The organism is Nostoc sp. (genome assembly GCF_035638895.1).
In the GTDB taxonomy this organism is placed as follows: domain Bacteria; phylum Cyanobacteriota; class Cyanobacteriia; order Cyanobacteriales; family Nostocaceae; genus Nostoc.
The window spans coordinates 1-12,689 of sequence record NZ_DASQZC010000454.1 but is presented as its reverse complement, the minus strand read 5'-3'; the positions used below and the strand labels follow the sequence as shown (position 1 = coordinate 12,689).

Below are 12,689 nucleotides of genomic sequence, written 5' to 3'. Positions count from 1 at the left end.
CTACGGCGGTATCTCCAGTACGGAACCAGCCATCTTGGAAGGCTTTGGCGGTTGCTTGGGGGTTTTGCCAATATTCTATAAACACTCCGGGGCCTTTAACTTGGATTTCTCCTGGTGTTCCGGCTGCGACTAACTCGCCGTTCTCATCTACTAATCTCACTTCAACTTCAGGTAGTGGGTTTCCTACATATCCAGCCAACCGTTCACCGTGTAAAGGGTTTGATAGTGCCATACCAATTTCAGTCATACCATAGCGCTCTAGCAGAAAATGACCACTGATGGTTTGCCACTTTTCTAAAACTTGAACTGGTAACGCTGCCGAGCCAGAAACCATCAGGCGCATCTTAGCACAGCCTTCTGACATACTTTTTTGGCGTTCCTTAGAGGCAGCTTCCCAAGCAGCAATTAGTTTTACATAAATTGTTGGTACTGCCATAAATAGGGTTAAGTCACCGTCACAAATTCGGTTCCAAACGGTTTCGGCATCAAAGCTCAACATCTGACACTCTGCCCCAGCCCATAAAGCACAAGTCAGGACGTTAACAATCCCATGAATATGATGTAGTGGCAGGATATGTAAAATGCAATCATCCGATGTCCATTCCCAAGCGGTAGTTAAGCTAGTCACTTGCGCTTGAATATTTTGATGGGTTGTAACTACACCTTTGGGTTTACCTGTCGTACCGCTAGTGTAGAGAATTAAGGCGCGTCTAGTAATATCTACCTCTGGGAGCAAAGCAATATCAGATGGGAGCGTTTCTGAGGTGAGGATAAATCGCAAATTGTGTTCTTCAGCGAGCGATTCTCCTGCGGAGACGCTGCACGAACGCAGTATACCCTCAAAATTAGGATGAGCAATAATGATCGATGCTCCAGAATTGGTAATTACATACTCTAATTCTGGTCGCGGGTGCGAAATACACAGAGGTACAGCTATGCCACCAGCCCGCCAAATCCCCCATTGGGTGGCTACATACTCAAACCCAGGTGGGATGAGAAAGGCAACTCGCTGCTCCTGTAAATCTTCTGTATTATTAAGAAGACCTGTTGCTATTTGACTGGAAGTGTGTAGCAAATCTCGATAGGTAAATACTCCATCCGTTGTAGCAATTGCTGTTTTCTCGTTGTGTTCTTCAGCACGAATAATCAATGGGATATTCACGTTTATTTACCGATTTAGGGTTGATTCAGTCTACTTACAGAAAGCATATAGTAATGCTAAACGAGATGTAAATTTTGCTATTTTACCAATGTCTGTAACCTGAAATATATTACAACCAACGTTGTTTTTTAGCATAAGCAATACTACCAATCACAATTAATGCCATAACGCAGATCACAGCAGGATAAGCCCAAGGTTGCTCTAATTCCGGCATATATTTGAAGTTCATGCCATAGAAACCAGACAGGAAAGTGATTGGTAAAAATACGCTTGATAGGATAGTCAAACGATTAATTCGTTCACCAGTTTTGCTAGCAATATTATCACGTTGAATTTCCATTAATTCTGACATCCAGGCTCTCAAAGCTTGATATTCTTGCCAAAGTTTATCAACATGATGAACTAATTCTTGATTGAATAGTTCCTTTACTGGTTGAGCGATCCAATGGAAATCTTCGTAATCCATAATAGCCATCAGTGACTTGATGCTTTGAAAATTACGGCGTCCTGAACGAGTCGATTGCCTCATCGTGGCAATTTTTTGGTATGTTAATTCATCACCAGAATTATCTAAAACTTCATCTTCTAAATCATCAAGTTTTCTAGAAATATAGTCAAATACAGTATGGTAATTATTCAAAATCTCTTTAAAAATGAGATAAAAAACATAGTCAATTCCTAACGTTTCAATATCTTTAGTTCGTTTTTGCAGATTATTAGCTAAAATACTTAAAACTTTTAATTCAGTGATTTCAAAGGTGATAATAAAATTATTCCCCAGCACAATATTGCCACGAGCAACTTCAAACTCGTGATTTTTTATTTGAGGAGTTAATATTTCATAGCTGTCAAATAAACAATCTTCTACGTCTTCATCAATTCCTACAGGGGAATGGTTGAAAATCATATTAACACGCGATGGATTAAGACCAAAGTGCTTAATAATTTTGGCTGTTCCAGTGCGATCGCGGAAGTGAATACAGCGCAACCAAATATTGCAAGAACTATCAATTTGTTTCAGTACTGTATCAACATGGTTACTGTTGAATAACTCCAGGTTGTCTGGATGAAAAGTGATAAGAGTTAGCATATAGTCATCCTAGTTGAGTCGTGAGAAAATACTATGACTGATAACTGATAACTTTTAAAATGGTATTACTGTATTGAGTCATAGCTCAATTTTTTTCTCTTTTCCCAGATTTAGGGCGGGTAGCTTTCACTGATGCTGACTTATTTTGTATAATTGCAATTTCTCTTTGTGCATCTTGATAACTATTTTTTTCTCCTTGCTGCTGGAATAGTTTTGCAGATTTTCTGAAATCTGCGATCGCTCCCTGCTTATTTTTCTGCTTAGTGCGAATCACGCCCCGGTTATAGTAGGCTAAGGCATTGTTAGGATTAATTGCGATCGCTTGTGAATAATCTTGATTTGCAGCTTTTTTATTTCCCAATTCGAGATAGGCGTTACCACGGTTGTTATAAGCTGCTAAATTATTAGAATCTAGTTTCAGCGCTTCGGTATAATCTTCAATAGCGCCTTTATAATCTCCGAAAGAAAAGCGGTGAATACCTCTATGGATGTAAGCCGCAGTAAATTTAGGATCAATCTGTAAAATAGCGTTGTAATCTTCAGTAGCTTCGAGGTTCTCTCCCAGATCGCTGTAAATATCCCCACGATTAAGATAAGCTTCGATGTATTTAGGATTGATGTTAATTGCGTCTGTATAATCTTTCAACGCTGCATATTTTTGCTTATTAATAGATTGAGTTAAACCCCTTTGATAATAAGCTTTGGCATCGCTAGGATTAATCTTAATTACTGTATTAAAATCTTGGATTGCTTCAAGTCTTTGCCTGAGACGACGGCGAAGAATCCCTCGCTGCAAGTAGGCTTCGGTATACTGAGGCTTGAGAGCGATCGCTTTGCTAAAATCTCCAATAGCCCCTTTATTATCCTTCAGTTGAGTACGGGCTAATCCGCGGCCATAGTAAGCATAAGCATCCTTAGAATTTAACTTAATCGCTTGGGTATAGTCTGCGATCGCTTCTTTGTACTTGCCTAATTCAGACAAAGCAAAGCCTCGGTCAAAATAGGCATTAGCATCTTGAGGATTGAGCGAAATAGCTTGGCTAGAATCTGCTTGTGCTTGCTCGTAGTCTCCTAATCGATAATAAGCATCACCTCGCTTATTATACGGTAGAGCGTTTTTTGGATCTAATTCAATCGCCTGATTAAAATCTTCAACTGCTCCTTCATAGTTTCCTGCCTCATATTTATTTACTCCCTCTTGGTATAATGTCTGTTGAGCATTTGTTAGAGGTTTTAGCAACCTCAATTGCCACGCTCCAACGCCAAGTGTGATACACCCAGCTACCCCAGCCAGAACTACTAATAATTTTTTATGATGCTGTTTTTGCTGATCGCGATCAACATTTGTTATCTTTTTCAGGTCGTCTAAAACTTCGGTGGCATACTGGTAGCGCTTACGATAGTTAAAACGCACCATTTTATTAATAACTTTTGCTAATTTTTTATTAACTTTTATATTTTTGTTCTGCCAAACTATTTCACCTGTCAGTCGATTTTTCTGAGTTCGCAAATTAGATATTTCGTTTTTAGATAAACCTAAAAGTGCTGCGATCGCAACCATACCCAAAGCATATATATCGCTATTGTATTTGGGATTGCCATTAACTTGTTCTATAGGCATATATTCAAGATTGTCAACGGTATTAGTGATGGCTTCATTAACAGTGCTAAAATTAACCAAAACTAACTTTTTGTCTGATTCACGGCGAATGATATTAGCTGGGTTAATATCCCGATGAATCACGCCATAGCTATGTACAATCACCAAAATCTCTAATATATCTGATAAAAAACTAATTGCTTGGTCTTCATTCAAAGGTTGCCCCTGGATAATTTCGTTAGTTAAAGGATTACCATCTATGAATTCTTGGACTACATATAATTCTTCATTTTCTTCAAAAGAAGTAATGAACTTTTGAATTTTATCGTGTTCTTGCCCTAACTTTTGTAAATTTGCTGCCTTGCTGTCAAATAAGCGGCGTAGAATTGTTAAACTTTGAGGACTGCTATTAGGAGAATGTAACTGCTTTACTATAAATTTGCTGTCAGCAAGATTAACATCTTCAACTAGATAGGTTTTTCCCTTTTCATTATCATTGAGAACTTTTAGTATTCGATAATGTCCATTTAGTAAATGAATATTCATCAATGTAAATATAGTTTTATAAATTCTATTATTATACTTTACGTGTTTTTACTGGTAATTTTATTAAAAAAATACTTATTAAAAAAATTAATGCCATTCTGGCAGGTAAAAGTATTAATTATTAGCTAACGTGGTATATTACTACTAATATGGTTTTTATTAAAAAATTGTTAAAAACTTAATACGGTTACATATTACCAGACTTGAGTAAAGTTTGTACATTAAACGACATCTGGTAAAGGAGGTAAGTAGGTAGCGGGGATATTTTGATCTTGATTTTTCAGCAATCCCACTCATGACACCTAATGCTCCAATGGAGTAAAAAATAGAAGTTTGAATTATTCATAACCCCATATAGAAGGTTGAAAATCAACATATTTGGGCGGAAAAAAGACGTGAGAGCTACTGCGAAGCGTCAATTGCTCAAGGCGCTGAATTGCCGTGATATAGCTGCCATTAAGAGCTTGATTGTAGAATGGCAAAGCATTCTGGGATCGGAAAAGTTAACTGATTTGATTGTTAACGAGGTAATGCTCGAATGTGATTCTGACTGCCACAGTTGGTTTTGTCAAATTTTCCTTGGACAAGCCCAATATGAACAGATGGAGGAAAAAGCTCAAAGTAAGGTCTTTCAAATATTAGTGAGTAAAGGTTTGAAACCGGGCAAAGACTTTAGCTTTGGACTTGATGGCATGATGATTGTAAGCGATCGCGCCAAGAAAATCTTACTTACCCAAGTACCACAGGAGCATCAAGGATCATTTGAGGCACAGTTAGAAACCTCATTAGTCCCAGATCCAGTTACTACCATCGAACAGCAGTTAGGGTGTGCATTTTTTAGCAATTTGACTGAGATTGCTATCCAACAGATGCAGGTACTGAATAATTCCCAAGCTGCGGCTTATTTAGGAGTGCTATTGGCTGGATTAGTGTCGCGTCATCCTCAACTTAAGGATGCTGACTTTCCCACAAGATTTATTGCTAATACTCTCCAAGGACTCTCTCAAGAACGAGCAATGCTAATCTTGAACGATCCAGAGACAAATCCTCAGTTCGATGAAATTATTATCTTTGGACATTTATTAGCAGCAATGGGAGATAAAGAATATCACCGCATTGCTGAGGAAGAGGGTGGTATCAGCCTTGATCAACTCAAAAAACTTGATTTAGTTTGGTGTGGTGAACGTCGGCTTTCGGAAATGGTAGCCATGATGGAAAAATGGGATTTCAGAAATAGATAATCAGCAATTAAAAATTTAGTTCTACGCTGGCACGACAAATTTCTCACTACCAGCTAGTCCAAAAGCAGCATGAATGACTTGCAAAGCTTTAACACCTTGCTCTTGTGCCACGACACAGCTAATTTTTATTTCTGAGGTAGCAATCATTTGAATATTAATTTGGTGTTCGGCTAGTGCTTCAAACATTTTAGCGGCTACACCTGGTTGTCCCACCATACCTGCACCTACAATACTCACCTTAGCGATCGCACTATCTAAAACAACTTCACCCCATCCTAATTCTGCTGCTACTTGGGTAAGCATTTCTTTTGCACTTTCCCCATCCATCCGCGACACTGTAAAGGCAATATCTCGTCTGGGAATACCATCAATCACCCGACAGCGTTGAGATTGGATAATCATATCAACGCTGATATTATGTTGCGCTAACAGTCCAAACAGCTTCGCCGCCATCCCCGGCCGATCTGGTAATTGGCGAATAGCAAGACGCGCTTGATTCAAATCGAGAGCGACACCACGAACGGGAGAAGTGGGGAGTGGGGAGTGGGGAGTGGGGAGTGGGGAGGATAAAAAAATTAATTTATTTTCCCCTGCTCCCCCTGCCTCCCCTGCTCCCCCTGCTCCCCCTGCTCCCTGCCCCCCTATCTCTATCTCAAAGGCGCTGCGGAGTGCGTTGACGGCGCGATCGCATTCGGTGGCATCGACTACACAACTTACTTTCACTTCGCTGGTGGAAATCATCTGGATGTTCACGCCTGCTTCTGCCAAGGTGGCGAACATCTTTGCAGCGACACCAGGACGTCCAATCATTCCCGCGCCTGCGATACTGACTTTGGCAATGTTATGTTCTACCATTACCTCGGCTTCGTCAGATTTGGGGTTAGATTGACTCCTCAGTGATGGGGCGATCGCTGCTGCTACTGCTTCTGCCCGTTTTAATATTGGTGTGGTGACAGTAAAGGCAATGTCATTACTATTACCTTCATGAACTGACTGAATAATTAAATCTACGTCTACTTTCTGCCGAGAAATTTCGCCAAATAACCTAGCTGCTACGCCTGGTTTATCGGGTACGCGCAACAAAGCCACCTTTGCTTGGTCAGTGTCAAATTCTACAGCATCCACCGGACGGGCAATTTCTAGATTGATTAGCGATCGCCCTTGGGGTTTGGCTGATGTTACCCAAGTACCGGGCGCATCCGTCCAGCTAGACCTAACTACTAGGGGAACACCATAGTTACGAGCAATTTCCACAGCGCGAGGATGCAGCACTTTTGCCCCCAAGCTAGCTAGTTCCAACATTTCATCGCAGGTGATGTCATCCATCAACTGGGCTTCGGCAACTAAACGGGGGTCTGTAGTTAAAATCCCTGGTACGTCTGTATAAATTTCACAAAAATTTGCTTGTAATGCGGCTGCGATCGCCACCGCCGAAGTGTCAGAACCACCACGCCCCAAAGTTGTAATTTCCATTTCTCCGGCGTTGGATGTGCCTTGAAAGCCTGCTACTACAACTACTTTACCTGCATTTATGTGGCGAGTTAGGCGAGTAGTTTCAATATGTAAAATCCGAGCGCGGCTGTGTTCGGCTTCGGTAACAATTCCTACTTGAGCGCCAGTCATGGAAATTGCTGGTTGTCCGAGTTCCTGCAAAGCCATACTAAGTAAGGCGATGGTGACTTGTTCCCCAGTGGAAAGCAGCATATCCATTTCCCGACGGTTAGGATTTGAAGAAATTTCATTAGCTAGTTTGACGAGTCCATCGGTGGTTTTGCCCATTGCCGAAACCACTACTACAAGCGAGTTTCCAGCTTTAACGGTTTTGTAAACGCGTTGTGCAACAGCTTGAATACGTTCGACTGAACCGACAGATGTACCACCGTATTTCTGAACTATGAGCGCCATAACTTTTATGCAATTCCCTTGTGTCTGTTTTGCTCAATGCCTCCGCCGGGTTAGGAAGCTTTGAAAATATTAATAGATATTTAGTTTACCGAAAAATTGTGTAGCATACCCAATAAGTTGATTATTCAAAAACTACATCTTCGTAAAGTGCTGCTATTGTTTCCTCAAAATCTACGCTGTTGAGTCGAAATGATTTATCTTCTAGTGTGTAAGATTGTAAAACCCAAAGCCTCTGCTCATTGCGTCGAAAACACTCGACTCGCTGACGTTTTGTATTAATTAAAACATACTCTTGCAGACTTTCCAGCATTTGATAATCGGCAAATTTGTCGCCCCGGTCAAAGGCTTCGGTAGAATTAGATAAAACTTCGACAATTAAACAGGGAAATCTTTTATAAGCTGGCGTTTCTTGATCTCTTTGGTCGCAAGTAACCATAACATCGGGATAATAAAAGCGATTTAGAGATTCAATTCTGGCTTTCATGTCAGCGATGTAAACACGACAACCAGAGCCACGCACATGATTACGGAGGAGAGCAAACAGGTTCCCAGCAATGGTAACGTGTGCGTCAAGCGCTCCAGCCATTGCGTAGATATAGCCGTCGATGTATTCATGTTTGACAGGGTTTTCTTCCTCTATTTGGAGGTACTCTTCAGGGGTAAGGTAGTTTTCTTGGGGCGAGGCTATCATATTTTGAAACTTTAAGGTTGAAACGATACTGATTTCTAGGGTGAAGTTAGTAATTTATTTATTTTGTACCAAATAAGCGATCGCCTGCATCTCCCAACCCAGGAATAATATAGCCATGTTCATCCAAATGCTCATCAATGGCGGCAATATACAATGGCATATCTGGATGTATTTCACAAAAATGCTTGATACCTTTGGGTGCAGCGAGTAAGCAGACAAACTTAATTGATAAGGGATTAGTTGATTTCAGCCGTTCTACATCTGCTACAGCCGAATTCCCAGTGGCCAGCATTGGATCTACCACGAGCATATCTCGCTGGTCAACATCATGAGGAACTTTAAAATAATACTCAACAGCAATTAGGGTTTTCGGGTCACGGGATAAACCAATATGCCCCACTCGTGCTGATGGCATCAACTCCAGCATACCATCCAAAATTCTTTGTCCTGCCCGCATCACACAAACTAACACCAACTTTTTCTCACGAGCAAGCATGAGTGCATTCATCATAAACTTAGTCACTAAGTATTTGTCAACTACTTGTAGTCAGTTTTTATTTTTATAACTCTAAATATCGAGTGTGGTATTAGTCGTATGCTGAATAGAATAAATAACACAGAAAATTCATAATTAGCAATAAAATACTGCAAATTTAAAGATGGCTTTAAAAATCATTTAATAGATATATTTTGTGAGAAAGTTAATACAAACGTATATTCACTGATTTTAAATTCATGGATTCTTTACCTATCAATTCCTTACTTGAAGAGTTGAAAAACCCAGATGCCACAGTCCGCGAAAAAGCAACCAGAAAAATCTGGCGGATTTGGTTTCAGCAAAAGGGAATTTATGGGCTGGAAATAATTGATCGCAGTCAAAAGTTACTTGATGCAGGTGAAATTACTGAAGCCGAAACAGCGCTGACAGCACTAATCAAAGACCAGCCAGATTTTGCAGAAGCTTGGAATCGTCGAGCTTTTCTATATTACAGTATTGGAGATTATCAAAAATCTCTGGCAGATTGTCAGATAGTCGTGCAGATAAATCCAATACATTTTGGGGCGCTTCACGGTATGGGTTTGTGTTATGCAGCACTAGGAGAGTATAGTGAAGCCATCAAAGCTTTTAAAGCTGCTTTAGAAATTCAGCCGTATTCGCTAGTGAATCAAAAGTTAATTCTAGAATGTACATTTAGATTCAGTTACAACGGCAAATAGAAGAGAATATCATCCTGTTTTATGAATCCGTCATCACCCTTATCAACAGCAATTCATCGCCTTAGTCGCCGCAATTTTATTCAATACGGTTCTATCTAAATTGGTAGTAGCTTCATTGCTGGTTATAGTAACAGCAACCAACCATCAACTAGCAATTCTCAGTTTGATAAAGTTACATTTGGCACAAATTGGATAGCACAAGCAGAACACGGTGGATTTTACCAGGCGATGTCTACGACGGGCTACGCCTACGCCACTGGTATTTACAAAGACTATGGTTTAGATGTTACCATCAAAATGGGTGGCCCCTAGGTTCCCAGTGGTACTCAATTGTTGATGGGGGATGCGGTAGATTTCTTCATGGGTTATATTACATCTGAACCCTTTGCTATTGAGAAGCAGGGCGGTTTTCAGCCAGTGGTATTTTTATTAGCAGATTATGGTTATCAACCCTATGCAACTACTATTGAAACAAAAAAAGAACTAGTAGAAAAAAATCCCGAATTAGTACAGCGATTTGTTGATGCCTCAATTAAAGGTTGGTATAGCTACCTAGAAAATTCCCAACCAGGGAATCAATTAATTAAAAAAGATAATCCAGAAATGACGGATGAGCAACTTGTCTATAGCATTCAAAAGCTAAACCAATATGGAATTATCTTTTCTGATGCAGCAAAAAAACAAGGTATTGGGGCGATGAGTGATGCAAGGTGGAAATCACTCTTTGACAGCATGGTTGATACTAAGATTTCTAAATCTAACGTTAACTACAAGGAAGCATACACCTTGCAATTTGTGACGAAAGGAGTAGGTTATTACAAGAAATAAGCCGCTTGCTATTCTCCAGATTTTTAGATATTTCTCAAAGTAGAGTATCCAATTCAGTCTCGATATCTAAGTTGATTTCCACTTCAACAGTCTCAACAGCTTGACGTAATGCTAAAAAAGCCTCCTTTAAAGGTTGGCTAACTGCACTGTCGGGTTCTGCAAGCACAAGCTTTTGATATTCCTCCACAAATTGCATCCGTAAACGATGAAACAAATGCAAAAAATGCCGTAAAAAACCCAGACAATCAAGTACTACAATCTCTACGCCTCCTGTCTTTTCATAGAGATTAGCAGCATAGTCTTCTACATCTTTATCTATAGTTTCAGTAGTTATAAATATGTAATTATCAATTTTATATCCAGTTTGTTCTACTCTTCGTATAATTTTTTGAAGGGCATTGTTGATGTCATTTATGGTAATACGCTTCATTTTCATCTCGTAGCTGGTTACTAAATTGTTACCATTTATGAGTCTGATTTCAATATCACCTAAAGAACCAGTTTGTTTATCAGCCGCATTGTGACTTTCAAGCGGTAAACATCGTTCTCCTAAATTTTCTGAGGCTGATTGATAAGCAGCAGCTACAATAAGCACTGGCAAACGACTTGCTCGTGGACAATCCAAATGCTGTCTAATAAGTTTTACAATTGCTTCAGCAGAAAGAGGAATTGCCTGAGCATCAAGAGTGTTTAAATTAGCAATAAGACTTTGAATTCGTTGATTTTTCTCTTTTTTGATAATCAAAAGCCATTTTATAGTTTCTACAAGAAGGTCTTCTGTTGCTACACGCTCTGTATAAACATCATCAAATAGCTGAATCACAGTCTGGTATAATATTGCAGGTTTTCCTATCAACTTAGCATCTAAACTTAAAGGTATTGCTTTAGTACGAAGTGCAGGTGTTAGAAAAGCAGTTGTTGGGTTGCATACATCTTGTAAGTTACGTTCGTTAATAAAAAATGCTATATATGATTCATCATAAAAACGACCAGAGTAAGAATCTTTTGTGCCAATTTCAGTAAATGGCTTACGAATATCTAGATGGGGTTGATCAACTTTCGCTAATAAGCAAGCTAATAAAAGCCTTATACCAGACTTGTTTTGAGGGTGTCTACATACAAATTCAACTCTATCAATAATTTCTGGAGCAATCATCATTGAATCACCCCTTCTAATGTATTCGGATGCTCTATCAAAGGCTGAGTTAAGAATCTCTGGAGGCGTTGGCATAATAGCTGTTTTAGACTTTTTGGGCTTACTTTGAGATATTTGTACAGGTTGATATTCCAAGTTATAGTTTGTCCAGAGGACTTCTGTACGTAACTTTTTTACAGAGTGACAGTACTTTGACGGTGCTGGAATACGTCGCCAGTCACCATATAGTTCCTCCATTAGGGTACAGTCGTATCCTGAGATAGCAACTTTAGCATTGACATTGTGAAGGACATAAGCTAGTTTATGATGTTCTTCATCTGTCATCTCATATCCATAAGCATTACTATCTCCACGGGAATCATGTGGATAAGGAGGGTCACAGTAAAAGAGTGTTTCTTCGCTGTCATATCTTTGAATAACTTCAATTGCTGGGCAGTTTTCTAGTTGAACTCGCTGAAATCTTTGAACTATTTTAGAAAGGTCATCTATACTCCCTAACCATCTTGAGACAGCCCCAGCCATACCTGCACGACTTGTCAACAAACAATGTGCCCATCGACCGGAGCTTGCTGTCTGAGCTAATCCTGTTCTTACTTGTCTAGCTCTGACAAAAAATCGTCTAGCTCTCTCTAAATTAGATAACTCTTTTGTGGGTTGAGAAATGGCAAGTTCAAACTCACGCCTTGAGAAAGGAGTGAAAGTAATAGCTCTGATGAGTTCATTTTTCTCATCACGTAATACACGAAAAAAGTTAACTAGTTCGCCATCAAGATCATTGTAAGTTTCTACAGGTGATGGTTCTTTGTTTATCAAAACTGCTGCTGAACCTCCAAAAGGCTCACAGTAGTGAGTAGTTTTTGACAAGAGTGGTAAAAGCCAGTCAAGATGGCTATATTTCCCTCCATACCAACCGAATGCTATCAGTTTACTCATAAGTTTGCTATTTTATGTAACCCTCTAGTTTAACACTAAGTTGTTTAGTTAAACTCAAATGAGTCCCTTTGAAATTTGCATTACCAGTATTCTTAAGGAATATATATTTAGCTAACATCGAATCGAAGAAATGTTATTAATACTTTGAACGGCTTTGAGTTTTAACTGATAATTAGATTAAGCATTAAAAATATTTTCCATATTGTTTTATACAGTCAAATTTTAATCTACAGAATGAGAGGCTGTTTATAAAGTAAATCTAAAGATGGTTAGCCAAGCATAATTGCAAAGGTAGGATACTTCAAAGAAGGTGTATCCA

General features: G+C 39.4%; 10 protein-coding genes. 3 read left to right on the top strand and 7 right to left on the bottom strand.

All coding sequences use genetic code 11. From position 1 onward, the window contains the following. The 3 genes from VE944_RS23010 to VE944_RS23000 all read right to left on the bottom strand — a co-directional run. Positions 1-1,162: acyl-CoA synthetase (locus VE944_RS23010; RefSeq protein ID WP_324982412.1), on the bottom strand; the 1,162-nt coding region annotated here is incomplete at its 3' end. Between the two features lie 109 nt (positions 1,163-1,271). Further along, on the bottom strand, positions 1,272-2,252 hold the full coding sequence (locus VE944_RS23005) for a magnesium transporter CorA family protein (protein ID WP_324982409.1): 981 nt from the start codon (positions 2,250-2,252) through the stop codon (positions 1,272-1,274). 85 nt (positions 2,253-2,337) lie between these two features. Next, positions 2,338-4,398 (bottom strand): tetratricopeptide repeat protein, encoded by a 2,061-nt coding sequence (locus VE944_RS23000; RefSeq protein WP_324982404.1) that lies wholly within the window; start codon positions 4,396-4,398, stop codon positions 2,338-2,340. Positions 4,399-4,793: 395 nt separating this feature from the next. Here VE944_RS23000 and VE944_RS22995 point away from each other — a divergent pair, with 395 nt between their 5' ends. Continuing rightward, the gene (locus tag VE944_RS22995) at positions 4,794-5,639 is read left to right on the top strand and encodes a hypothetical protein (RefSeq protein WP_324982402.1); all 846 of its coding nucleotides are present in this window, start codon (positions 4,794-4,796) and stop codon (positions 5,637-5,639) included. 21 nt (positions 5,640-5,660) lie between these two features. Here the strand turns inward: VE944_RS22995 and VE944_RS22990 are convergent, their stop codons facing one another. From VE944_RS22990 to upp, 3 genes are all read right to left on the bottom strand, one after another. Then, the gene (locus tag VE944_RS22990; protein WP_324982399.1) at positions 5,661-7,544 is read right to left on the bottom strand and encodes an aspartate kinase; all 1,884 of its coding nucleotides are present in this window, start codon (positions 7,542-7,544) and stop codon (positions 5,661-5,663) included. Positions 7,545-7,665: 121 nt separating this feature from the next. Then, positions 7,666-8,235: a Uma2 family endonuclease gene (locus VE944_RS22985; RefSeq protein ID WP_324982395.1), complete on the bottom strand. Its 570-nt coding sequence runs from the start codon at positions 8,233-8,235 to the stop codon at positions 7,666-7,668. A gap of 58 nt (positions 8,236-8,293) precedes the next feature. Then, a complete protein-coding gene (gene upp / locus VE944_RS22980) occupies positions 8,294-8,746 on the bottom strand; it encodes a uracil phosphoribosyltransferase (protein ID WP_414690156.1) in 453 nt (150 codons plus the stop codon). A gap of 224 nt (positions 8,747-8,970) precedes the next feature. Between upp and VE944_RS22975 the strand changes: the two genes are divergently transcribed. Continuing rightward, positions 8,971-9,453 carry a tetratricopeptide repeat protein gene (locus VE944_RS22975; protein ID WP_324982392.1) on the top strand — a complete coding sequence of 161 codons (483 nt, stop codon included), beginning with the start codon at positions 8,971-8,973 and terminating at the stop codon, positions 9,451-9,453. Positions 9,454-9,789: 336 nt separating this feature from the next. After that, the gene (locus tag VE944_RS22970; protein ID WP_324982388.1) at positions 9,790-10,281 is read left to right on the top strand and encodes an ABC transporter substrate-binding protein; all 492 of its coding nucleotides are present in this window, start codon (positions 9,790-9,792) and stop codon (positions 10,279-10,281) included. 34 nt (positions 10,282-10,315) lie between these two features. Here the strand turns inward: VE944_RS22970 and VE944_RS22965 are convergent, their stop codons facing one another. Beyond that, positions 10,316-12,370, bottom strand: a complete 2,055-nt coding sequence (locus tag VE944_RS22965) for a DNA adenine methylase (RefSeq protein ID WP_324982386.1) — start codon at positions 12,368-12,370, stop codon at positions 10,316-10,318. Positions 12,371-12,689: the final 319 nt, after the last annotated feature.